The organism is Methylobacterium sp. yr668 (assembly GCF_900116245.1).
Lineage (GTDB): Bacteria > Pseudomonadota > Alphaproteobacteria > Rhizobiales > Beijerinckiaceae > Methylobacterium.
Window position 1 is genome coordinate 259,953 of sequence record NZ_FOZY01000008.1, and the last position, 23,259, is coordinate 283,211.

A 23,259-nucleotide genomic window follows, 5' to 3' on the forward strand; every position below is an offset into this window, starting at 1 on the left:
CCGCGGCTGTTCGGCCGCGGGCTTGATTCAGGCCGAGCTTGCGCGGCACTGGAACAGGCCCCGGGTCGTTGACCGCCGACGCGGGTGCAGGGGGTGCCGAACCGGTACCGCGATCAGCAGCGAGGAACCGGCGGCGTGAACGACAGATCCGGCAAGCCCATCGCCCCGTCGCCGGCGGCGCTCGCCGGTGCGGTCTCGCCCGGCCCGGTCCACGAGCGCTACGAGGCGCTGGTCGCCACCGGCGCCATCGAGCGCGATCCCGCCCAGGCGCACCTCGTGCGCGCCCTCGACCGGCTGGTCGTCGACCTCCAGCGCCGCAAGCGGGCCAGCAAGACGAGCGCCCTGGGGTGGCTGTTCCGTCGCAAGGACGAGGCCGAGGCGATCAAGGGCCTGTACATCTGGGGCTCGGTCGGGCGCGGGAAGACCATGCTGATGGACCTCTTCCACGAGGCGGCGCCGGAGCCGAAGCGGCGCGTCCATTTCCACGGCTTCCTGGCCGACGCGCACGAGCGGATCCACGCCTACCGTCAGGCGCTGAAGGCCGGCACCGTCAAGGGCGACGACCCGATTGGACCGGTGGCCGACCAGCTGGCCGACGAGGCGACCCTGCTGTGCTTCGACGAGTTCACTGTCACCGACATCGCCGACGCGATGATCCTGGGTCGCCTGTTCAACCATCTGTTCCGGCGTGGCGTCACCGTCGTCGCGACCTCGAACGTCGAGCCCGACCGACTCTACGAGGGCGGCCTCAACCGGGCGCTGTTCCTGCCCTTCGTGGCGAACCTCCAGGAACGCGTGACCGTCGTCCGCCTCGACTCCCGGACGGATTTCCGGCTGGAGAAGCTCGGCGGCGCGGCGGTCTACCATGTCCCCGCCGACGCGGCGGCGCGCGCGGCCCTCGACGCCGCCTTCAAGGCCCTGACCGGCAAGGCTCGCGGCCTCCCGGCGACGGTCACGGTCCACGGCCGGGCCGTGGCGGTTCCCGAGCAGGCGACCGGCGTGGCCCGGTTCGGCTTCGACGATCTCTGTCGCCAGCCCCTCGGCGCCTCCGACTACATGGCACTCGCCCGCGCCTACCACACGGTGATCCTCGACGGGATCCCGGTGATGGGCGAGGCGGAGCGGAACGAGGCCAAGCGCTTCATCACGCTGGTCGACACGCTCTACGACCGGCACGTGAAGCTCGTGGCCTCCGCGGCCGCCGAAGCGCAGGACCTCTACACCGCCCGGACCGGCCGCGAGGCCTTCGAGTTCGACCGGACCGTCTCGCGCCTCATCGAGATGCGGTCGCGGGAATATCTCGGCCAGCCGCACGGCCAGCCCGATTCCGAGGCGTCGGGCGCCACCACCGGGCTGGTGGAGACGTGAGCGCCCCGTCGCGCGCCGGATCGATCTTCGGCCTGCGCCGGCGCAATTGGCGCGGCGCCGGCCCGCTGGGCTGGCTCCTCGGCTCGCCCGTCGCCTTCATCCTGCTGATCGTCGCCCTGGGCAGCGGCACGGCCAATTACGTGACCGGCGAGACCGACCGGGCCGCGACCGCCCGGGCGAACGCGACGATCGCCGGGATCGAGCGCCTGATCTCCGAGGTCAAGGACCTGGAGACAGGGGAGCGCGGCTTCGTGCTGGTCGGCAGCGAGGATTACCTCCGTCCCTACACGACCGCCCTCACCAAGATCGACACGGAGCTGACCGGCCTCGGCGCCGCCGCGCAGGAGTCGGTCCGGGCCGGCGGCCCGTCGCTCGCCGGGCTGATCGCGCAGAAGCGCGACTTCGCCGCCCGGGTGGTGGAGGCGCGGCGGAACCGGGGCTTCGACGCCGCCATCGACCTCGTCCGTACCGGCGAGGGCAAGCAGCTGATGGACGCGATCCGCGCCGAGTCGGCGGCCCGGCAGGCCGCGACCCTGGAGCAGCTCGCGACCATCCAGGCGCGCGAAGCGTGGCGCGGACTCCTTCTGTTCCTCCTCTCCGCGGCGGCGGCCCTCGGAGCGATCGTGCTGCTGGCGCGCCTCGCCCTGGTGCGACGGCAGGAATCCCTGCGGATGTCCCGCCTCCTCGACGGGGTGCTGGCCAACGCACCGGTAGGGCTCGGCTTCCTCGACTGTGACCTGAAGATCCGGCACATGAACCGGGCGCTCGCCACCATGAGCGAGCGCGGCTTCGGGGCCGATCTCGGCGCGCCGATCTGGGCCATGCTCCCGACGCTGCGGGAGGAGCTGGCCCCGAAGCTGGCCGCGGCCCTGACGGAAGGCCTCGTCTCGCCGAACGTGCCGGTGGCGGTGCCGACCCCCTCGGCGCCGGGCGGCGTGCGGCATTTCTCGATGAGCTTCTATCCGCTCCGGGGCGAGGAGAGCGCGGCGGCCGACCAGAGCGTCGAGGGCGTCGGCCTCGTGGTGGTCGACGAGACCATCCGCCACCTCGCGGAGGCCCGGCTGCGCCGGAGCGAGGAGCGCTTCCGCTCGCTGATCGAGGCGAGCGCCGCCATCGTCTGGACCGCCAACCCGGAAGGGAGCCTCCATCGCCGCCAGACGGCCTGGACCCGCTTCACCGGCCAGGACGAGGCCGCCTACGCGGGGCTCGGCTTCCTCGACGCGGTCCACCCGGAGGACCGTGCGCATACCCGCGCCGCGTGGACCCGCGCTGTCACCAGCCTGGAACCCTACGCCACCGAGCACCGGATCCGCGCCGCCTCCGGGACCTACCGGCACATGAGCGTGCGCGCCGTCCCGATCCTCGAACCCGACGGCACCCTGCGGGAGTGGGTCGGGACCCACACGGACATCACCGAGCGCAAGGAGGCCGAGGCCGCGATCGAGGCGGCGCGCGCGGCGGCCGAGGCCGCCAACGCGGCCAAGAGCCAGTTCCTGGCCAATATGAGCCACGAGCTGCGCACCCCGCTCTCGGCGGTGATCGGCTATTCCGAGATGGTGCAGGAGGAGCTGGAGGATATCGGCGAGGCCGATCTCGTCACCGACATGAAGAAGATCGAGACCAACGCCCGCCACCTCCTCGGCCTGATCAACGACGTGCTCGACATCTCGAAGATCGAGGCCGACCGGGTCGAGATCTACGCGGAGGATTTCGAGGTCGCCGCCGTGGTGCAGGAGGTCGCGGTCACGGTCGAGGGTCTCGTCGCCAAGAAGGGCAACACCCTGGCGCTGGAGCTGGAGCCGGGCCTGGGCAGCGCGCATACCGACGTGACCAAGCTGCGGCAGTGCCTGATCAATCTCCTGAGCAACGCCGCGAAGTTCACCGAGGATGGCCGGATCACCCTGGCGGTCGCCCGGGCGGACGGTGCGCTGCGCTTCTGCGTGACCGACACCGGCATCGGCATGACGCGGGAGCAGGTCGGCAAGCTGTTCGAGCGGTTCACCCAGGCCGACGCCTCCACGACGCGCCGGTTCGGCGGCACCGGGCTCGGCCTCGCGATCACCCGGGCCTTCGCCGAGATGCTGGGCGGCTCGATCACCGTGGACAGCCGCGAAGGGCATGGCACCACCTTCACGCTGACGCTGCCGGACCGTTTCGAGGCCGCCGCGGCCGAGGACGCGGACCCGGCCGCATCGGGAGACGGTGACCGCGGGACGATCCTGGTGGTCGACGACGACGCCGCCACCCGCGATCTGCTGGCGCGCTTCCTGGAGCGCGAGGGCTTCTCGGTGACGGTCGCCGAGGACGGGCGGCGCGGGCTCGATCTCGCTCGCAGCCTGCATCCGCGGGCCGTGCTCCTCGACGTCACCATGCCGCAGATGGACGGATGGGCGGTGCTGCGGGCCATCCGGGCCGATCCCGAGATCGGCGCGACGCCGATCGTGATGGTGACGGTCCTGGACGAGCAGAACCTCGCCTTCTCCCTCGGCGCCACCGACTACCTGCAGAAGCCGATCGACTGGGGAAGCCTGCGCCAGATCGTCGACCGCTTCCGCCTCGCCTCGGGTGACGGCGCGATCCTCGTCGTCGAGGACGAGGCCGACGTCCGCGAGCACGTCTGCGCCTATCTCGTGCGCGAGGGCTTCCCGGTCCGCGAGGCCGAGAACGGCCTGCGTGCCCTGGCAGCCCTGGAGACGGAGCGCCCATCCCTCATCCTGCTCGACCTGATGATGCCCGAGATGGACGGATTCGCGTTCCTGCGGGCGCTGCGGGCCCGGCCTGACAGCAGCGACGTGCCGGTGGTGGTGCTCACCGCCAAGGACATCACGGCCGAGGACCGGCGCCGTCTGGCCGGTCAGGCCGACAGGGTGCTCGCCAAGGGCTCGACCGGGCTCAAGGAGCTGGCCCGCGAGCTGCGTGCCCTGGTCCCCGCGACGGAGGACGCGCCCGCCCAGGGACCCGAGCCCGGCTGAGCGCCCGCGGACGACGCGCGGTCCCGGTCCCGGATCGGGGATGGTGCCGCGTCAGAGACCCCGGAACGCCAGTATCAGCGCGCCGACGGCGATGCCCCACAGGGCCAGCGTCGACCAGATCGCGCGGTAGCGTTCGTTGCGGGCGAAGCGCTCCAGCCGGCGGGCATCGCCGGTGCCGGCCTCGTCGAGGCGGACCAGCACGCGCTTCAACCGCATGGCAAGGTCCGGGATGTCGCCGACGACGTCGGAGACGACCTTGAGGGCGTCCAGGCCGCTCTGCGCCCGGCCGACCGGCCCCATGTTGCGGGCGATCCAGGCGCGCACGACCGGCTCGGCCGTGGTCCACATATCGAGGCGCGGGTCGAGGGAGCGGGCGACGCCCTCCACCACCACCATGGTCTTCTGGAGCATCACCAGCTCGGTGCGGGTGCTCATGTCGAACAGGGCCGTGACGTCGAACAGCAGGGTCAGGACCTTGGCCATCGAGATCTCGTCGGCCCGGCGCTGGTGGATCGGCTCGCCGATGGCGCGGATCGCCTGCGCGAAATCCTCCACGGAGTGGTGGGCCGGCACGTAGCCCGCCTCGAAATGGACCTTCGCCACCCGGCGGTAATCCCGCAGGATGAAGCCCAGCAGGATCTCGGCGAGAAACCGGCGCTCGTTCGGGCCGAGGCGGCCCATGATGCCGAAATCGACCGCGACCAGCCGGCCCTCGGCATCGACCAGCAGGTTCCCCTGGTGCATGTCCGCGTGGAAGAAGCCGTCGCGGATCGCGTGCCGCAGGAAGCTCTGGATGACGGTCCGGCCGATTATCTGCGGATCATGCCCCCGGGCGGCGAGCTCCGCGGCGCTGTGCAGGCGGGTCCCCTCGATCCACTCGGCCGACAACACCTCACGGGCGGTCAGCTCCCATTCCGGCCTCGGCACACGGAAGTCCGGATCGTCCTTGGTGTTCTCGGCGAGCTCGGAGGCGGCCGCCGCCTCAAGGCGGAAATCCATCTCCATCAGCACCGAGCGCGCGAGGATCTCCACCACCTCGCGCGGGCGCAGCCGCTCCGCCTGCGGCGACAGGGCGTTCACCACCCGCGCCATGAAGCGCATGACCTCGAGGTCGCGCATGAAGCGCTCGCGGACGCCAGGCCGCATCACCTTCACGGCGAGGGCGCGCTGCGTGCCGTCGGGATCCTGCACGATCGCCTTGTGGACCTGCGCGATCGAGGCGGCGGCGATCGGCTCGCTGAACGACACGAACAGGGCGCTCACGGGCTTGCCGAGGGCGGCCTCGACGGTGCGAAGCGCGACCGCCTGCGGGAAGGGCGGCACCCGGTCCTGCAGTTTCTCCAAGTCGAAGGCCGCGCGCATGCCGACGATGTCGGGCCGCGTCGCCAGGAACTGGCCGAATTTCACGTAGGACGGGCCGAGGCGCGTCATCGCCGCAGAGAGCCGGGCCGCCCCGTCGTCGAGGCCGGGCCGCTCGAGGGAGCGGCCGATCCGCAGGGCGAGGCGCAGGTGCGGGGGCAGCTCAGAGGGGTCGACGAGGGCGAGGGCGCCCTCGCGGGCCAGCACGAAGCCGACCCGCGCGCCGCGAAACAAGTTGACGGCGGCGCTGATCACCGGTGCTGGCTCCCGTCGCGCGCGGCGGCGGTCAAGAGACCTTCCAGCCCGAATGGATCGCCACGATCCCGCCCGTCAGCGCCCGGTCGGTGACGTGCCGGAAGCCCGCGCGCTCGATCATGCCCGCGAAGGCGCCGCGGGTCGGGAACTTCCGGATCGACTCCACGAGGTAGCGGTAGGACTCGGCGTCCCCGGCCACCCGGGCGCCGATGCGCGGGATCACGTTGAACGAGTAGGCGTCGTAGATGCGGTCGAGCAGCGGGATGTCGACGGCCGAGAATTCCAGGCAGAGGAAGCGCCCACCGGGCTTCAACACCCGCCGCGCCTCGGCCAGCGCCGTCTCGATCCGCGGCACGTTCCGGATGCCGAAGGCGATCGTGTAGGCGTCGAAGGACGCGTCCGGCAGCGGCAGCGCCTCGGCGTTGCCGGTCACGAAGGCGATCCGGTCGCCGGCCTCGTCGACCTTGCGCTCCCGCGCCCGCTCGGCGCCGACCCGCAGCATCGACTCGTTGATGTCGAGGACGGTGACTCGGGTGCGCAAACCGCCCGCGGCCAGCACCCGGAAGGCCACGTCGCCGGTGCCGCCGGCGACGTCGAGATGCGCGAAGGCGCGGTTCTGCGGCGGCCGCAGCATCGAGACGAGCTGCGCCTTCCAGGCCCGGTGCAGGCCCGCCGACATCAGGTCGTTCATGATGTCGTAGCGGCGGGCGACCGAGTGGAAGACGCTGTCGACGCGCCCCTGCTTCTCGTCGAGCGCCACGCGCTCGAAGCCGAAATCCGCGCTCGCGCGCTCAGACGCCCCGTCTCCGGCCTTCATGACGCTCCCAATCCTCGATGGGCGCGTCATAGCGAAGGTCGCGCCCGACCGCCATGCGTCGAAACACGCGGCTGGGGACCGACCCCGGTGCTGCGACGCGCCGAAGACGTGTCTCAGCCGACCCGGGTGCGGAGCGCGTCCGCCACCGCGCTGGCCATGGCGCGCGTGCCCATCGGGTTCGTGCCCTCGCCGGCGATGTCGGCGGTGCGCGCGCCGCCCGCGAGGGCGTCGGTGATGGCGCCGTCGAGGGCGTCGGCCGCGTCGCCGAGGCCGAAGGAGTAGCGCAGGCACATGGCGAGCGAGCCGATCATGGCGATCGGGTTGGCCTTGTCCTGGCCGGCGATGTCGGGCGCCGAGCCGTGGACCGGCTCGTAGAGCGCGCGGCGCAGGCCGCTCGCGTCGACCGCGCCGAGGGAAGCCGACGGCAGCATGCCCAGCGAGCCGGTGAGCATGGCGGCAATGTCGGAGAGCACGTCGCCGAACAGGTTGTCGGTCACCAGCACGTCGAACTGCTTGGGCCGGCGCACCAGCTGCATGGCGCAGTTGTCGGCGAGGATGTGCTCGAGCTGCAGGTCGGCGTAGTGCTCGGCGTGCACCTTGGTGACGACCTCCTTCCAGAGAACGCCCGACTTCATCACGTTGTGCTTCTCGGCCGAGGCGACCCTGCCCGAGCGCTTGCCCGCGAGGTCGAAGGCCACGTGGGCGATCCGCTCGATCTCCGCCGTCGTGTAGACCTGGGTGTCGACCGCCCGCTTGGAGCCGTCCTCCAGCGTGGTGATCTCCTTCGGTTCGCCGAAATAGACGCCGCCGGTGAGCTCCCGCACGATCATGATGTCGAGACCCTCGACGAGCTCGCGCTTCAGCGCCGAGGCCTCCGCCAGCGCCGGGTAGCAGATCGCCGGCCGCAGGTTGGCGAAGAGGTCGAGCTCCTTGCGCAGGCGCAGCAGGCCGGCCTCGGGGCGGTTCTCGTAGGCGACACCGGCCCATTTGGGACCGCCGACCGCGCCGAGCAGGATCGCGTCCGCGTCCCTCGCGCGCTGCAGGGTCGCGTCCGCGAGCGGGACGCCGTGCGCGTCGAGGGCGCTGCCGCCGACGAGGTCGGTCTCGGTCTCGAAGGTCGCGAGACCGGTCTCCTTGAGGGTGTCGAGCACCACCTGCATGCCGCCGGCGACCTCCGGGCCGATCCCGTCGCCGGGGAGGAGCAGGAGCTTGTAGCTGGCCATGACGGTCTCGCGGGTTCGGTCTCGACGTGCCGGCGGGCTTTATCGAGGCTGCACCGTCATTGGCAAGCTTCGGCAAAGCGCCGGCCCGCAGGCCGGGACGGATCGGGCACCGCGGTCAGAGGATCACGACCCGGCCGGTGCCGATGTCGTAGAAGCCGCCCACGACCTTCACCCGCTCGGCGGCGACGGCCTCCGCGATGATGGGGCCGGCCTGCTCGAGGCGCCGGACGCTGTGCCGGACATTCTGGGCGATTGCCTCTGCGAGGGGATCCTGCGCACGCGCCTTTTCGGCCAGATCCACCGCCGGGCGAATCGCCTCGATCAGCACGGGGAGATGACCGGGGAGCGACGCGTTGGTCTTCATGACGTCGATCGTCGCCTTCACGGCCCCGCAATCGGAATGGCCGAGGACGAGGATCAGCGGCGCGCCCAGGACCGACACGCCGTATTCGAGGCTGGCGAGACCGTCGGTGGTGACGAAGTTGCCGGCGACGCGGACGACGAACAGATCGCCCGGTCCCTGGTCGAAGATGAAATCCGGGGCGACCCGGGCATCGGCGCAGCCGACGATACACGCGATCGGATACTGCGCCGCGGCCCGCGCGGCGCGACCGGCCGAGAAGTCCCGGTTCGTCGACGTGTTGGCGACGTAGCGGCCGTTGCCGTCGCGCAGCTGCGTGAGGGCCGCCTCGGGCGTGATGGCGGTCGATCGCGCGCCGTCGGGGGCCGCCTCGGCCCGCCGGATCCCGGCGGAAGCCCCCATCACGGTACCGGCCGCGGCCGCGGCCAGCAGGCCGCGCCGGGAGAGAGAGGGTCGATGCAGATCGCACACGGTGGACGGTCCCTTTCGCATCTGACGCCGGCCAGGCCCGGCGGACCGCTCGCTCCGGCAGCGCTGAGACAAGCACTGCGAGTCGTATCCCGGCGCGTTCTTCACCACCGAGTCCAAACTTTGCAGGGAATCCTGGACCGAAGGCCGGGTGCACGGCATTCCTTCGGCCGGATCCGGCTGATTCGGGGCGCGGATGTTGGACGATCATTTCCGGGCGCGGATCGCTCTGCTTCGATCCGAGCGCGATTTCCGCCCGGCGGTCGCCGGTTACTGCCAGGGCATGATCGAACCGGCGCAGATTGTTTGGCCGAGCCACAAGCTGCTCAATCAGATCGGGCGCTACGTGGTCTCGTTCATGCTGATCCACAACGACTACGCGTGGCGGCACCACGGCGGTCCCCGCCCCACCCTGACGGTCCTCCAGGCGATGGTGGGATCGAGCCCGAGGCAGACGGCCGGCTTCGTGTCGGCCCTGAAGGCCGGGCGATTCGTCACCGCGGTGGCGGATCGGGGCGACGGGCGCGTGAAATGCCTGCAGGCGGCGCCGGCCCTGGTAACCGAGATCGCGCGGAGCGGGCGCCTGTTCGTCGCCGCCATGGACGCGGTGACCCGTCGCGACCCAGGCCGCGCCGGGGTGCTCGACGGCCCCGACCGGCTCGGGGAGTTGGTGCGCCTTTCGGCCGCCCACGTGCTGCGGCACGGCACGCTCATCGCGCCGTTCCCGCGCGTGCTCCATTTCGCCGGACGGGACTGCGGCTACCCGCTGCTCACGGCCCTGGTCGGGGCCCACTATGCCGCCACGGTGCCCGGCGCGCCGGCGGCGGTGTCGCTCAGCCTGCGCAGCCTCGCCGAGCGGCTGGACGTGTCGCGGGCGCATGTCGGCAACCTGCTCGGCGAGGCCGAGACCGCGGGATGGATCCGGATCGCCGGCGGCCACCTGACCGCCTTCGACCCGACGCTGCTGGCGGAGTTCGAGGTCTGGGCCGCGGGGCAGATGCTGTTCTACGACGATCTCGCGGCAGCGATCCTCGCGGAGGCGCCGGCCGCGCCCGTCCCGGTCCGCGCCTCCGAACGCGCCGGTCTCGCTTGTGTTCCGGTCGATCCGGGGATACCTACGGGCGGCACCGCGCCGTGAGAACGTCCCGCGCGGGTCGCCGACAGGAGAGACGAGCCTTGGCCAGAGCCGGCTCAGCGATCGAGACCGCCCGCGCCGCCGCTACGGCGCTTCGGTCCCGTGCGCGCCGCTCCGGGCTCCTTCTTCCGCTTCTGCTTACCCGCCCCTGAGGGCCGTCCGGGCGCGCGCCTGGGCCTTCAGGGGAGTTCTTTCATTCGCGAATCCGCCCGCGAGGGCACCACGCCGCGCCGCGCCATCACGTGCCGGGCGGCCCGCGACAGGGTAATGCCATGACTACGACCAGCACCGCTTCCGCCCGCGACCGGATCCTGATCTTCGACACGACGCTCCGCGACGGCGAGCAGTGCCCCGGCGCCACCATGACCTTCGACGAGAAGCTCGCGGTCGCCGAGTTGCTCGACACGATGGGTGTCGACATCATCGAGGCCGGGTTCCCCATCGCGTCGAACGGCGATTTCGAGGCGGTCTCGGAGATCGCCCGGAGGACCAAGCGCGCGACCATCGCCGGACTCGCCCGCGCGATCCCCGCCGACATCGCCCGGGCCGGCGAGGCCGTGCGCCACGCCAAGCGCGCGCGGATCCACACCTTCGTGTCGACCTCGCCGATTCACCTCGCGCACCAGATGCGCAAGAGCCAGGACGAGGTCGTCGAGATCATCCTGAAGACCGTGGCCCAGGCCCGCGACCTCGTCGAGGACGTGGAATGGTCGGCCATGGACGCGACCCGCACGCCGCTCGACTACCTGTGCCGCTGCGTCGAGGCGGCGATCAAGGCCGGCGCCACGACGATCAACCTCCCCGATACGGTCGGCTACGCCACGCCATCGGAGTACCGCGACATGTTCGCGAACGTCCGCGCGCGCGTGCCGAATGCCGACAGGGCCGTGTTCTCGGTACACTGCCACAACGATCTGGGCCTCGCGATCGCCAATTCCCTGGCGGGCATCGAGGGTGGCGCCCGGCAGGTCGAGTGCACGATCAACGGCATCGGCGAGCGGGCCGGCAACGCGGCGCTCGAGGAGATCGTGATGGCGCTGCGCACCCGCGCCGACGTGCTGCCCTACGAGACCGGCGTCGAGTCGACCATGCTGACCCGCGCCTCGAAGCTCGTGAGCCACGCCACGAACTTCCCTGTGCAGTTCAACAAGGCGATCGTCGGCCGCAACGCCTTCGCGCACGAGAGCGGCATTCACCAGGACGGCATGCTGAAGAACGCCGAGACCTACGAGATCATGACGCCGGCCTCCGTGGGGCTGACCAAGACCTCCCTGGTGATGGGCAAGCACTCCGGCCGCGCGGCGTTCCGCTCCAAGCTGGAGGATCTCGGACTGCACCTGTCGGACAACCAGTTCCAGGACGCCTTCGACCGGTTCAAGGCCTTGGCCGACCGGAAGAAGCACGTCTACGACGAGGATATCGAGGCGCTGGTCGACGAGAACCTCGCCACGGCCCACGACCGCATCCGGCTGGTCTCGCTGTCGGTCATCGCCGGCACCCGCGGACCGCAGCGCGCCACGCTGCGGATCGCCGACGAGACCGGCACCCGGATCGAGGAGGCGGACGGCAACGGGCCGGTCGACGCGGTGTTCAACGCGATCTCGGCGCTGGTCCCGCATCAGGCGCAGCTGGAGCTCTATCAGGTCCATGCCGTGACCGGCGGGACGGACGCGCAGGCGGAGGTCTCGGTGCGCCTGCGGGACGGCGAGCGCAGCGTCACCGCGCGCGGCGCCGATCCGGACACGCTCGTGGCGTCGGCGAAGGCGTATCTGTCGGCGCTGAACAAGCTGTCGGCCCATTCCGTGCGCGTGCATGCACAGCATGCGGCGGCGGAATGAGAAAAAGCGGCGGCCGGGGGTGGACAGGCCCCGGCCGCGTTGGTATCAGCCCGCCACCCCGGACGGACTTGGTGGCCACCGGGCGGTCGCAGAAGCGATCGGGCGCATAGCTCAGTTGGTAGAGCAGCTGACTCTTAATCAGCGGGTCCTAGGTTCGAACCCTAGGGCGCCCACCAAGACTTAGCCTACTTCCTGCTTACCGGAACTCGGTCCCGGTAAGCACATGGTAAGCAGGGCGAGCCGGTAATCAAACGATTTCCCAGCCGCACAAAGCGCTTTGCGGTCATCCATTCTCGACGCGCGTCGACGGCTCGCGCTAGTCTGGCTCAATGAGCGATGGCCACCACCCGATTCGCTGGCACGAAGCCGATCCGATTCAGAAGGCCGTTGATGCGCTCCGCGCACGCGGCCACACGGTGGAGCCCTGGACTGGCGGCCTGCCCTATTGGCTCGTCGACGGCGAGACGCTGACGGACGGCGATCTCCTCGCCCTCGCTGTGCGGGTCAACCTCATGGACTCCACGTCGACCAAGCTGCATTGACGGGCGCAGGCCAGTCCGGCCGCCAAAGCAGGACGTGCTGCCCTACCAGGGCCGCTGGCATCCATTCTGATCACAGACGTAGATCCCCGTATCGGCCTGCATGGTGCAGGGCTTCTTCGGCGGGGCGCGGAGCGCAGCGTCTCGCTCTTTCGTCCACTCTTTAACGAAGCGTTCCGAGCAGGCGGGCGGGAACTTCCTGGGCTCAGCCCAAGCCGGTGCGGTAAGCAGGATCGAGATCGCGAATGTCAGCACGGCGCTAGCCATGGACACAGCTCGGAGTGATGCAGGGGACATCGGCTCGCATAGACGGCCGTAGCCGCCCGCGCTAGGCCGTCGCCATGGCTAAAGAACCATTGACCGTCTCCGAGCTGTTCAAGACGAAGGAGATCACCGACACGGAGATCGACGCGGCCGTTGACGCCGTGCTCGCGGATCTGACGACTGAGGCCTACCCCCTCGCAAAGGGCTGGACCCTCGACCTCGTCGAGACGCTCCGCACGAACACCCGCGCGGCTGAAGCGCTGACCACCGACAAGCCGGCCTGGGAACGGAACATGGTCCGGACCGCGATCCTGCTGGCGCACCCGGTGAAGGGATGAGCGACGACGCCATTGACCATGTAACTTTTTGGCCCCACATTTGAGGAAGAAAAAAGTGACACGGAGCTCTGGCCGATGCCGACCGTCATCCACAAGGAACCCTGGGACCGCGACCGCCGCCTGAGAGAGCTCGGTCTCGACCGCGAGAAGCTGATCGAGGTCGTGAAGGCGATGGTCGCCGCTCGCGCTGGCTGCACCCTGAATGATGCGAAGTCGGCCGCCGGCTTCCTGTCTTGGAATGCTGGCGTGAAGGGCTAGCGCATGCAGTTCCGCGACGGCTGGGAGCGTGAAACGCTCGATGGCATCGAGGTGATCAAGCACCCGGCGCTCCGGCTCCGGGTGAGCGTGATGAACGCGACATCCGATACCGGCCTGACGTACGGATCCCCGCGCAACCGCACGCCGAAAGGGGCTGCTGCCGGGCGCGTCGTTGATCTCAATGGGCAGATGGAGTTGCTCCCGGACCATGACCGGGGCAAGCCGGCGATGGCGCACGACGGATTCTCCATCTGGTATCTGTGCGTTCACGATGATGGCGGAGAAGTTCGGGCGGAGCTCTCTCGCCCCACGGAGTTCGACAGCGATCACTTCGTGGCGTTCAACGAGCGCATCTTCATCCTCGGCCAGGGCGAATGGGACGACGTCCAGTGGACTGGGCCCGATCAGGATGACGGTGAGGAGTTTGAGGTCGACGTTCGTCGCAAGGGTTAAGGATGTTTCACCCGGAAAGACTGTCGCTCGCGCGCCGGCGACGCGGTCTCACGAAGAAGGCCCTCGCCGAGCGGCTCGGAGTCACGCCTCACACAGTGCTTCGCTACGAGCAGAGCAAGGTGGAGCCGCCGCCGCATATGATCGACGCTATCGCTCGAGAGCTGAAGTTTCCGAGCGCGTTTTTCAGCGGGCCGGATTTCGATGAGCCCCAAGCGGCCGCAGCCAGCTTCAGAAGCATGTCCGCTATGTCAGCCCGGGAGCGGGGCGCCGCCCTTGCGGCTGGCGCATTGGCATTCATGTTGTCCGACTGGGTCGAGGATCGATTTGCCCTTCCGGAAGGCGACTTGCTCGATCTCAGCATGGAGACACCAGAAGGCGCGGCCCGGTCACTTCGGGAGAAGTGGGGGCTCGGTGAGCGACCAATCAAAAGCCTGATTAAGCTAATCGAGTCGAAAGGCGTTCGTGTGTTCTCGCTTGCAGAGAACACAAAGACGGTAGATGCCTTTTCTCTGTGGCGCAAAAACAAGCCCTACATTTTCTTAAATACTTTCAAGACATGGGAGCATAGTCGCTTTGATGCGGCTCACGAGCTAGCCCATCTTGTGCTGCATAAACACGGCGGGGCAAACGGGCGTCGCGATGTTGAAGATGAGGCTCAGCGCTTTGCTTCTTCGTTCTTGATGCCCAGCGCCGACGTAGAGGCTCAGCTCCCCCGCATCCACACACTCAATCAAATGGTCCAGTTCAAACAACGCTGGGGCGTTTCTGTGGCGGCCCTCAATTACAGACTTCACAAGCTCAACATCACATCAGATTGGCAATATCGCACATTTTGTATTCAGATCACTGAGAAGGGCTATCGAGAAGACGAGCCGGTCCCGATGCCGAGAGAAAAATCGACGGTCTGGCAGAAGGTCTTTGATGCTCTTTGGCAAGAGCGCGTCACAAAACAGAGCATTGCGGAGGCGCTCAATCTGCCCGTTCAGGAAATTGAGAACCTTGTATTCGGATTAGCAAACATGCTGACCGTCGACGGAAGCGGCGGTGGCGGACAGAAAAGAGCCAATCTTAAGCTGGTGCATGGTGGCCTGTGATGGAAAGCCTAAGCGGCCGCGGATGAAGCATCGCAACCGCGTGTTAGGTCGTACTTCAGATGCTGCTCAAGAGTAGGGGGGAAGATGAAGAGGTTTGCGCTTTTCGTCGGCTGGGATCACATCGCCGGCAAAGGGTGGCTCGATCTCTCGGGTCGCTTCACCAGCAAGAGCGACGCAGAGAAGGCTCTGCGAGAAGGCAGGTTTACATACGGAAAGCCCGATTGGTGGCACATCGTGGACCTTGAGACAGACATGATCGTCGCTGCTTCCGACGCAACCTTGGTCATCTGATCGGAGATGACGGCCATCTCCGGACCCGCCTGGTGACGGGGCCTTCTCGGATGCCGTCCTATGGCGCCTCGCCGCAAGCTGCGGACTCGTCGACGACAGCGGCGCGCGTTAGCCCAGCGCCATGCTGAAAGCCCCATCGCCTCAAGGCGCCAGGCCGCGCCAGGATCTCCGCCCGCGCGCTCTCGAGGCGCTGACGTCCGAGCCGTCGACCGCAAGCGAGATCGCCGAGCGGGCCGGCATCCCAGGCCGGGAGCGCGCGCTGCAGGCGACCCGCGCGCTGGAGCAATTGGAGGCCGAGGGCCTCGCCTTCAGCGTGATCCGCCGGACCCGGACGCGGTGGCGGACAGCCGGCGATGCGTCCCCTCAGGCGTAGGCGACCGGCAACTCGCCGACCTGCGTGGTGTAGCGCGGCGTGCGCATCTCGAACTTCGTGTTCCAGTCGCGCCGGCTCACCACCCCCGCCCGCGCCGGCACCACCGCGCCGCGGCCCCAGCGCGCGTTGCACGCGTCCATCGCCGCCATCAGCGGGCCCGAGCGCTCGCGGTCCAGCGCGCCGATCAGCGCCCGCGGGCTGTGCGACAGCGGCACGAGATCGTTCGTGACGATCCCGGCCTTGCTGTACCGCCACGGCCGCCCGCCCGGCTCGCGCCACGTCTTCGCTACCCCGTGCCGCGCCGCCCTAATCAGCGCCAGCGTATCCGAGCTGTGCTCCGGCAGCTGCACCGTCGTCGAAACCGAGCGCATCGGCGCGTCCCGGTCGTGCTCGCTCGTGTGATAGAAGATCGTGACGTGGTTGGTGCCCAGCCCCTCGCGCCGCAGCTTCTCCCCGAGCCGCGTCGCGTGCGCGGCGACCGCTTCCTCCAGCACCGCCCGCTCGGTAATCCGGCTGGAGAACGAGCGCGTGACGGCGCAGCCTTCCGCCGGGCCGGCACCATCTCCAGCGGCAGGCAGGCCGCGCCGCGCAGCTCGTAGATGATCCGTTCGCCCACCACGGTTAGGCCCTTGCGCACCGGCCGCGGGTCGAGGTCGCGCAGGTCCGCCACGCTCTCGACACCCATCGCCTGGAGCTTGGGCAGTGACGCCCGGCCGATGCCCCAGACCTCGGCGGCGTCGATCCGGCACAGCCAGTGCGCGTAGGCCGCCGGGTCGGTCAGGTCGCACACGCCGCCCAGCACCGGCACGGTCTTGGCGATGTGGTTGGCGAGCTTGGCCAGCGTCCTGGTCGGGCCGATGCCGACGCAGGTCGGGATCCCGGTCCAGGCCCGCACCGTGGCGCGCAGGTCCCGCGCGAGCTCGACCCTTAAGACCGGGGCCACGTCCGACAGGTTCAGGAAGCTCTCGTCGATGGAGTGGATCTCCACCTGCGGGCTGAACTGCCGGTACACCGCGTTGGTCCGCCCCGACATGTCGCCGTAGAGGGTGTAGTTCGACGAGAACACCCGCACGCCCTGCGCCCGACACATCTCGCGGATCTTGAAGTACGGGTCGCCCATCTTGATGCCGAGCGCCTTGGCCTCGCTGGTCCGGGCGATGGCGCAGCCGTCGTTGTTCGAGAGCACGATCACCAGCGCGATCAGCCGCGCCCCTTGGCCACGAACTCCCAGACCGGTTGGCAGGGCTCCTCCCGGATGCAAACGCATCTCCGTGTTCATCAGCTTGGTGTGGCAGCCATACCAAGTGGTCTGTCCATCAAATGCTAACCCTCGCGCCGTTGAAGTGCTGTCCCAAAGGCGTGAGCAGGAGTGACATGGCAGAGCGATACCATTTCCGTCTGAGGGGCCCGGGCGAGGTTATCGAGGACGAGGAGGGTGTATTGGCTAGCTCGATCGAGGTTGCCGTGGCTGAGGCGACGCAGCTGATCGCCGAGATGCACGCGCGGGGCGAATTGGCCGATCCTGACGAGCGATGGTGCGTAGAGATCCACACCGCCGATGGCGTCGTGCTTCGCTCCCTTCAGCTGTACTGAGCGCCGGCCGCGAGGCACGCGAGCTTGCGTAGGATCCGACGGATGTGCTCGCGGAGGATGAGCGTCTCAGGTGTTGGGCTGACATCCGGAGGCGCTACCGAAACCTCCAGGGCCGCCAAGGCTGAGTCGCGCATCAAGGCCCTCGTCTGTTTCAAGAGCTGCATTTAGCAGGTTGTTATCGTGGATCCATCCATCATTTGATGTCGTTTGGCTGCTTAATATCGCGGACCTTTACGTAGATTAGTTATTCGGCCATAGATGCGATCGCGCAATCAAGTATCGTACCTTCTTGGGAAGCCGAGCTAGGAAGCGCGCGACGATCCCGCTCCCCGTGATCAAAGGACGCTTCTTAGCGGCGGAACTCCAGCTGGCCATCGGCAGGCGGAGCCTCACAGCACAACCCGCAGTGATCTGGTCGCGCCATGAGGCAACGGCAGGCGGGAGGTTGGCGGGAGCGGTGCAAGGTGAATTGGGAGCCCCAATACCGGCTACGACCGACAATGTTATGAGACGTGCTCGTCGCTCGGTATGCATCAACGCCGAACGAGCGCCTGAAGCTGAAAGGCTCCCTGAAGTGAGGCCGGCCCCGTTCGCGCTCCGGTCCTCAAGGGCGCTCCTTTCTTGGCCGTCGCGCGTTCCCTCCCGGTGGCGTATGCCGGACGCCAAGCAGGAGGCTTTCATGGCCGATCAAGATCGTGCGCTTATCGACACGCACGGCGAACAGGACATCGTCGCCTTGGCTCAATTAGGGGCGGCCGTGATTCTGGCATGGCCTTTATTGGAGCTCGACATGCAGCGCGATTTGATCGCGACTGCGTCCGTCGTGGATGGAGTGAAAAGAGACCCGCGCTTTGAAGAGGTACTCACTCGGCTTGTTCATTCGAACAATCGAAACAAAAATTGAAGCATGCCTACCACGCCCGCCATGAACTCAGACATCAAACGCCTATGTGCGGCGGCGTTTGATGCCTGCGAGCATCGATCGCTACTTGCAAATCATGAAGATGCCGAAGCCATCGTCCGCGCCGTATTGAAAGAGTTGCGGGAACCCAGTGAAGCGATGCGCGCGGCTGGGCAGGTAGGGCAACGTGCCTTTGATGCGATGCCCGGCGCAGGAAGCGGATACCTGTCGAGCGAGCCCTACACATTCGCCGCTATAATCGACTATGTCCTCGCCAGTCCTGTCTGACCCCAACCTCGGTTCGTGGAGCAGGCGCGGCAGGCGAGGTGCTCGCAGATAGGTAGAGCATGGCCAAGGATAGGAACGTCCCCAACCGGCCAGTGCGCCCATTGCCCGAAAGCCTCAACCGGCTGCTGCTTAGCGACCCCAACCAGCCGATTGAGTGGATCGAGGATCCGCTCATCGGCTACCATAGACCCTCCGTGTACGACCGCGTGCTTTGGTGGCTCAGCGTCGCGGCTTTCGCGGCGGCCGCGTTCATCACCAGTGCAAGCATGACGGTCAGGCTTCTGCGGTGAGCGACCTTGAAGCCGCCGGCATCATCTTCATCGCCGAGAACGGCGAGGGGACCGGGGGTACGGCGTGCTCGGACAGGCGCTCGATCTGGTCGCACCAGGAGGTGACGGCGAGTGGGGGGGGCGGCTGGGCGAGACCGGCTGACGTGAATGCTCTGACACAGCTGACAGCCGACAGCGCTAGGCGGCGCGTTCGGCCACCGCCGAGCATCTGCATCACACGAGCGCACGAAGGAGAATGGCTATCTGAAAAGAGCGACATAGCCGCGTCTTCAGTACCAAATAGGTAGGAGCAATTGAGCACGGCCCGACCGGCTCGCGCCTTAGGGTGATTAGCAATCCCGGAGGAGGCGATGACTCGTCATTTCGCTGCCGTTCTCGCCATCCTGCTCGCCGTCGCGCCGAGCTCAGCGCTTGGACAGCACCTCGGCTTTCCTGCCGCAGACGCCGCATCTCGCATCAATGCGGCGTCCGCCCGGCTTGGTGAGCAAATCGATTGGCGCACGGCAACCTGCGGCGAACCGCAGCTTTCGCCCGGCACATGTACCTGGAAACTGGAACCAGGGCTTTCACTCACGGCTCACGCGTACGACTCGCAACCTGCCGCCACGATCATCATCACCCGTTGGATGTCCGTGGACCTGCGGGACATCAAGGCGCGCCAGAAATTTGACCAGGCGTGTCGAGGGTTGATCGCGGCTTTGCTACCGAACTGGTCTGCCGCTCAGGTCAGTACATTCGCAAGTGGGCTGATTGGTTCGGCCGAAAGAGACCGGTTGGCGAACATCGAAGCAACGGGGTTTGCTCTCTACGTCTATCCGGGGTCCACCACCTGCGAGGCGCAGCGGGCAAATGACTAGGCTTGTGTTGGTGAGGCTCAGGCACAGCAGCATCCGACTGTTCCCGAGCTGTTGACCGCAGAGTTCAAAGCCTCGCAGGCCTGCGGGGGCGCCGACCCGTCGTTGTCCGTAAACAGTGCCGCCTCCGCGCCCGGCTGAGCGGGCGATTGGCGCAGGCCGGCTACAGCTATGGCCGCAAGAGGCAGACCGACAAGAAGCAGGAGTGGCACGCCTGTCAGCCGGACTCGGTCTCTGAGTACAACATCGAGGCGGTTCAGCGGTAAGTATCGCGTGATGTTGCGCGTCGATCAGGCGTCCGCTATCGGAGAGTCAGGTCCATCCTCGCTTGGCGTACCATCGTAACCTTCGAGCCACGCCTTCCGCTCGGGCGAACAGGCTGGATATGGGCATGCATCTTTGGGGCGCCCGACAACGCGGGCGTGAGCCCCTTCAGAAATTACCTTCAGTGTCGGCGACTGGCGCAGATCCATGACCCCTCCTTCAGGCGGAGCCTGTTTGGAATATCCAACCCATTGTGACCCTTCGAAGATCCCTCGCGGCCACCCGCAGTTGGCCACCAGCGTGAGGGCGACCGAGCATTGGATCTACCACGCATCGCGATAAAACTCGTCGATACGCTCAAGGCTCTTTTTGATATCTGTCGAACTACTTCTCGCACCAGTTCCGAGATCCGTCAGCACCACATCATGGTAGCCCTTGCGGATATACTCACGAGCTTCTTCGTAAGCCGACTGCGTCGTGTCATGTCCACTGATTACCGCACCTGTTCCGTTTGCATATGAGACCGTGAAACGTATCAAAATCATGCTCCTGATGAAGCCAAGACAAGAAGCCCGCCGCGGCATTAGGCCGGGCGAGCTGAGATGAATCAATGCTTGAGGTACTAGGAAGACACGCGAGCGGGCGATCTGTTCCGAAGGCCTCAATTCGCCTTCGCCGTCTGCCGCCCGTAGTTCTGAACGATGTCGCGAAATATGGCGCCGCAAGCCCAGGTCGCGACATGCGTGCTGGCAACTATCCTGCCGGGTTGCGCTCTGCTGAGGTGCCGGCACGTTGATGCTTCCAGGCCAAATTGAGCAGTCGACGGGCCGCTGTCAAACTCGTGCTGGCCTGAGCTCGGCAAAAAATCTCAGTGAAGGCGGCGGTCGTAATTTGATCGCCTAGACACCATCTGTATAATTCTGATGATAATGGGGTTTCCGCGATGTCCCGCGTGCCATTCAATATCCGTGCGCAACTAGTGACATCGAGTTCTAGAGAAGGTCTATCACAAGCGAATGCAAAGATTATTCGCGAAGAGACAGAGGCGCGTCGAGTAGATTTCGAAGAGCGAACCATGCTTCTTAGATCATTGCGGTTGGCGCGAGATGTGAACCTCAAGGGGAACATTTTAATTGGCGGAGGAAGGCCATGTGCAGCACCTCGCGCGTCAAAGGGAGGAGCATCATGCTGAGTCCGATTGATGCCTTGCAAAAACTGCGCGACCAGATGGTGATGAACCGAAGAAAACTCGTGGATCAGGAGGAGAGCATTCAAAATGTGCAAGCCGAGATCGAAGCTATAGACCGGGCTATTAAGGACGAGGAGACTATTAGTAAAAGTACTGGGTCCGAAGCCACTTGATCATTGCGGAAGGGCGACCGGAGGCGCAAGCTGCGCCGACTTCGCCATCTGCTGACCATGGATCTGCTCGAACTCACGCAAGAGGTTGCCCGAAGCTGCGAATGAGCTATCCCCTCGAGATGCGTCACGCTCTCACCGTCCTCATTTTACTCTCCGGTCCGGTCTTGGCGGCGGAGCCGATCGTAGGGCGTGCTTCCGTCACGGACGGCGACACGGTGGTGATCCGCAGCACTCGGGTCCGCCTGCACGGCATCGACGCGCCAGAGAGTGCTCAGCTTTGCCAGGACGCTGCCGGCGAGTCCTACCGGTGCGGGCAAGTCGCGGCGCTCGCCCTGGCGGGCCGGATCAGCGAGGCGAATATCTCCTGTGAGCCGCGCGATACCGACCGGTATGGCCGAACCGTTGCGGTGTGCCGGAAAGGCGACGAAGATCTGAACGCCTGGATGGTGAGCCAGGGCTACGCCACGGCCTACCAGCGCTACTCGCGCGACTACGTCGGGGTCGAGACCACCGCGAGGGCGCTGAAGCGCGGCCTTTGGGCCGGCACCTTCGATCCGCCGTCGGACTGGAGGCGCGCCAAGCGCGCCGGCGGCGTGGAGACCCGGCCGGATATGGAGAAGCCCCCGGCCGCTGCTCCGGCGCCCGTACAGACCGCCTGCGCGATCAAGGGCAACATCTCGCGCAAGGGTGACAAGATCTACCATGTGCCCGGGACGCGGGACTACGACCGGACCGTCATCACCAGGGGCTCCGGCGAGCGCATGTTCTGCAGCGAGGACGAGGCGAAGGCTGCTGGTTGGCGATCCGCGCGCGGCTGACCGGGAGCCTTCATCTGGCTCCTTGCCGCTCGGCGCCGACCGCTCTGCTCACGGAGCGGGGGAGCGTCCGATCTCACCAGCGTGTACTGAGCGATTTGGCTGTCGGGCCAGTGTGCTGCTGGAACTCTGGCGCCGGAAGCGGGTACAGTCAGACCATGACCGACCTTCCGATCCGTGCCGACGACGTTATATATGAGGCTCGACGACTGGCGGACGCGTCACGAACGGTCATTGAGGTGACGCGACACAAGGTGGCTTCCACGGAGGCTCAGGCCGTCGAGGAGGCCGAACTCAAAGCGCGCAGCCTCGCTGCAATAGCTGCATCAAAAGCTTTGTTGGCACGGTGAAACGGCCAATCGCGCCAGCAATGAGCCGAGCCGATACGCAAAGCGGCTCGGACGACGTTGACATCACCGGTCAGCCGCCCTGCCGCCGATGTTGCGCTATCGGAGCAGCCACGTCCCCGTGTAGGTCAACGCCGCCAGATAGACGGCGTGGCCCTCTTCATCGGACACCAGCACCGTGATGGCTTGGCGTTCGCCGTCCTTTGGCACTTCGTCAGCCGCGATCGACGGGAGCGCCTCTTTGGCAGTCAGTACCGCGGCCTGAAGATCGGCGCACTCGACGCCGACTTCGTCGCGAGCGATGCGGCCGTCGTGAATGTCGAAAAAGTAGCGAGGCATAGTCTCTCCGCATCAGGATGGCGGGAGCACACAGGGTCTCGCAAGCGCGGGATGCCGGAGCTTAGGACCGCGACACGACAACCATAGGACGGAATTTTCGCTCGCGCGCCATCATAAGTGGTGCGCTCGTGAACCGCCATGCGGGAGCAAGCCCCGTGATGCCGGCAGTGCGGACAAGCTGATCTTCAACGAAAAAGCCCGCGCCGGCGAACCGGGCGGGCTGAGTAGATCAGATGCCCGCCCGCCAAGGATCGAGCACCCTGACAGGAGCCTATCAGGACAGCTGTCAAAGGAAAGCCCGCCGCGGCAGTGGTGGCTGCCGGACGGGCTCCCAGATCCGAGCCTCGGGGGGGGATAACTCTAGACCCGAACGGATCCTACGCCGACCTCTGCCAAAAGAAAGCCCCGCGCGGCGGTGCCGACGGGGCTGAAGAACGCGCACGCAGATTGATCGGCCCCCACGAGGTGGTCCAAGGTCAAAGTTAGTGCAGTGTCGGTCGCTGGACCACGGCGAGCTTGGCCGGTGCAGCCGGCCAAGCGGCTATAGCTGGCACGAACACCTCTGGCGCGGGCGGCCGGTAGCCCAATGCGCCATGCGGCCGAACCGTATTGTAGTGCCGTCGCCAGCCCTCGATCATGATCTGCGCCTCCTTGAGCGTGTAAAAAATCTCGCCATTCAGCAGCTCGTTGCGTATCTGTGCGTTGAAGCTCTCGACATATCCGTTCTCCCACGGCGAGCCAGGGCTGATGTAGGCCGTCCTTACGCCAACGGCCGCAATCCAGGACTGGACCGACTTGGC

At 67.0% G+C, this 23,259-nt stretch carries 25 protein-coding genes, 1 tRNA gene and 1 pseudogene; 18 read left to right on the top strand and 9 right to left on the bottom strand.

Features of this window, described 5'->3' with window-relative positions; translation table 11 throughout:
* Positions 1–135: 135 nt before the first annotated feature.
* Positions 136–1,368: a cell division protein ZapE gene (gene zapE / locus BM419_RS13355; protein WP_091926725.1), complete on the top strand. Its 1,233-nt coding sequence runs from the start codon at positions 136–138 to the stop codon at positions 1,366–1,368.
* Positions 1,365–4,340, top strand: coding sequence for a response regulator (locus tag BM419_RS13360; protein WP_091926726.1), 2,976 nt, complete (start codon positions 1,365–1,367; stop codon positions 4,338–4,340). The genes zapE and BM419_RS13360 overlap by 4 nt, the downstream gene beginning before the upstream one ends.
* 51 nt (positions 4,341–4,391) lie before the next feature.
* On the opposite strand, the gene ubiB is transcribed toward BM419_RS13360, so the two are convergent.
* The 4 genes from ubiB to BM419_RS13380 form a co-directional block, all read right to left on the bottom strand.
* Positions 4,392–5,954 (bottom strand): 2-polyprenylphenol 6-hydroxylase, encoded by a 1,563-nt coding sequence (gene ubiB, locus BM419_RS13365; RefSeq protein WP_091926727.1) that lies wholly within the window; start codon positions 5,952–5,954, stop codon positions 4,392–4,394.
* A gap of 31 nt (positions 5,955–5,985) precedes the next feature.
* Positions 5,986–6,771: a bifunctional demethylmenaquinone methyltransferase/2-methoxy-6-polyprenyl-1,4-benzoquinol methylase UbiE gene (gene ubiE, locus BM419_RS13370; protein ID WP_091926728.1), complete on the bottom strand. Its 786-nt coding sequence runs from the start codon at positions 6,769–6,771 to the stop codon at positions 5,986–5,988.
* Between the two features lie 113 nt (positions 6,772–6,884).
* The gene (gene leuB / locus BM419_RS13375) at positions 6,885–7,994 is read right to left on the bottom strand and encodes a 3-isopropylmalate dehydrogenase (protein ID WP_091676710.1); all 1,110 of its coding nucleotides are present in this window, start codon (positions 7,992–7,994) and stop codon (positions 6,885–6,887) included.
* A 115-nt stretch (positions 7,995–8,109) separates the two neighbouring features.
* Positions 8,110–8,826, bottom strand: a complete 717-nt coding sequence (locus tag BM419_RS13380) for a carbonic anhydrase (protein ID WP_091926729.1) — start codon at positions 8,824–8,826, stop codon at positions 8,110–8,112.
* A gap of 193 nt (positions 8,827–9,019) precedes the next feature.
* On the opposite strand from BM419_RS13380, the gene BM419_RS13385 reads away from it, so the two are divergent.
* The 9 genes from BM419_RS13385 to BM419_RS13425 all read left to right on the top strand — a co-directional run bounded on the left by BM419_RS13385 (position 9,020) and on the right by BM419_RS13425 (position 15,033).
* Positions 9,020–9,961, top strand: coding sequence for a hypothetical protein (locus BM419_RS13385; protein WP_091926730.1), 942 nt, complete (start codon positions 9,020–9,022; stop codon positions 9,959–9,961).
* Positions 9,962–10,230: 269 nt separating this feature from the next.
* Positions 10,231–11,796: a 2-isopropylmalate synthase gene (locus tag BM419_RS13390; protein WP_091676703.1), complete on the top strand. Its 1,566-nt coding sequence runs from the start codon at positions 10,231–10,233 to the stop codon at positions 11,794–11,796.
* Between the two features lie 100 nt (positions 11,797–11,896).
* A tRNA-Lys gene (locus tag BM419_RS13395) sits at positions 11,897–11,972 on the top strand.
* Between the two features lie 153 nt (positions 11,973–12,125).
* Positions 12,126–12,338, top strand: a complete 213-nt coding sequence (locus BM419_RS13400; protein WP_091926731.1) for a hypothetical protein — start codon at positions 12,126–12,128, stop codon at positions 12,336–12,338.
* Between the two features lie 338 nt (positions 12,339–12,676).
* Complete coding sequence (locus BM419_RS13405; RefSeq protein ID WP_091926732.1) at positions 12,677–12,937, top strand: hypothetical protein; 261 nt, start codon at positions 12,677–12,679, stop codon at positions 12,935–12,937.
* A 75-nt stretch (positions 12,938–13,012) separates the two neighbouring features.
* Entirely contained in the window at positions 13,013–13,195 is a 183-nt protein-coding gene (locus BM419_RS13410) for a hypothetical protein (protein WP_091926733.1), read from the top strand.
* Between the two features lie 3 nt (positions 13,196–13,198).
* A complete protein-coding gene (locus BM419_RS13415) occupies positions 13,199–13,648 on the top strand; it encodes a hypothetical protein (RefSeq protein WP_091926734.1) in 450 nt (149 codons plus the stop codon).
* Between the two features lie 2 nt (positions 13,649–13,650).
* On the top strand, positions 13,651–14,742 hold the full coding sequence (locus tag BM419_RS13420) for a helix-turn-helix domain-containing protein (RefSeq protein WP_091926735.1): 1,092 nt from the start codon (positions 13,651–13,653) through the stop codon (positions 14,740–14,742).
* An 84-nt stretch (positions 14,743–14,826) separates the two neighbouring features.
* Positions 14,827–15,033, top strand: a complete 207-nt coding sequence (locus BM419_RS13425; protein ID WP_091926736.1) for a hypothetical protein — start codon at positions 14,827–14,829, stop codon at positions 15,031–15,033.
* A gap of 363 nt (positions 15,034–15,396) precedes the next feature.
* Here BM419_RS13425 and BM419_RS13435 read toward each other — a convergent pair.
* Positions 15,397–16,673 (bottom strand): annotated as a pseudogene (locus BM419_RS13435) (Y-family DNA polymerase).
* Between the two features lie 107 nt (positions 16,674–16,780).
* Between BM419_RS13435 and BM419_RS13440 the strand changes: the two are divergent.
* From BM419_RS13440 to BM419_RS31935, 5 genes are all read left to right on the top strand, one after another.
* The gene (locus BM419_RS13440) at positions 16,781–16,999 is read left to right on the top strand and encodes a DUF6894 family protein (protein ID WP_056530123.1); all 219 of its coding nucleotides are present in this window, start codon (positions 16,781–16,783) and stop codon (positions 16,997–16,999) included.
* Positions 17,000–17,678: 679 nt separating this feature from the next.
* A complete protein-coding gene (locus tag BM419_RS31925; protein ID WP_139257064.1) occupies positions 17,679–17,903 on the top strand; it encodes a hypothetical protein in 225 nt (74 codons plus the stop codon).
* A 3-nt stretch (positions 17,904–17,906) separates the two neighbouring features.
* The gene (locus BM419_RS31930; protein WP_139257065.1) at positions 17,907–18,188 is read left to right on the top strand and encodes a hypothetical protein; all 282 of its coding nucleotides are present in this window, start codon (positions 17,907–17,909) and stop codon (positions 18,186–18,188) included.
* A 59-nt stretch (positions 18,189–18,247) separates the two neighbouring features.
* Positions 18,248–18,478, top strand: a complete 231-nt coding sequence (locus BM419_RS13445) for a hypothetical protein (protein ID WP_139257066.1) — start codon at positions 18,248–18,250, stop codon at positions 18,476–18,478.
* 350 nt (positions 18,479–18,828) lie between these two features.
* Positions 18,829–19,335, top strand: a complete 507-nt coding sequence (locus BM419_RS31935; protein WP_139257067.1) for a hypothetical protein — start codon at positions 18,829–18,831, stop codon at positions 19,333–19,335.
* A gap of 287 nt (positions 19,336–19,622) precedes the next feature.
* On the opposite strand, the gene BM419_RS32860 is transcribed toward BM419_RS31935, so the two are convergent.
* Together BM419_RS32860 and BM419_RS31940 are read right to left on the bottom strand one after the other, a co-directional pair.
* The gene (locus BM419_RS32860) at positions 19,623–19,805 is read right to left on the bottom strand and encodes a ribosome modulation factor (RefSeq protein WP_091926739.1); all 183 of its coding nucleotides are present in this window, start codon (positions 19,803–19,805) and stop codon (positions 19,623–19,625) included.
* Between the two features lie 114 nt (positions 19,806–19,919).
* A complete protein-coding gene (locus BM419_RS31940) occupies positions 19,920–20,135 on the bottom strand; it encodes a hypothetical protein (protein WP_139257068.1) in 216 nt (71 codons plus the stop codon).
* 646 nt (positions 20,136–20,781) lie between these two features.
* Here BM419_RS31940 and BM419_RS32380 point away from each other — a divergent pair.
* Both BM419_RS32380 and BM419_RS13465 read left to right on the top strand, forming a co-directional pair.
* Positions 20,782–20,958: a hypothetical protein gene (locus BM419_RS32380; protein WP_175556303.1), complete on the top strand. Its 177-nt coding sequence runs from the start codon at positions 20,782–20,784 to the stop codon at positions 20,956–20,958.
* A gap of 101 nt (positions 20,959–21,059) precedes the next feature.
* Positions 21,060–21,776 carry a thermonuclease family protein gene (locus tag BM419_RS13465; RefSeq protein ID WP_091926741.1) on the top strand — a complete coding sequence of 239 codons (717 nt, stop codon included), beginning with the start codon at positions 21,060–21,062 and terminating at the stop codon, positions 21,774–21,776.
* A gap of 443 nt (positions 21,777–22,219) precedes the next feature.
* Here BM419_RS13465 and BM419_RS13470 read toward each other — a convergent pair whose 3' ends face one another.
* Positions 22,220–22,459, bottom strand: coding sequence for a DUF6894 family protein (locus BM419_RS13470; RefSeq protein ID WP_091926742.1), 240 nt, complete (start codon positions 22,457–22,459; stop codon positions 22,220–22,222).
* Positions 22,460–22,941: 482 nt separating this feature from the next.
* On the bottom strand, positions 22,942–23,259 hold a 318-nt coding region (locus tag BM419_RS13475), incomplete at its 5' end, for an integrase core domain-containing protein (protein ID WP_139257069.1).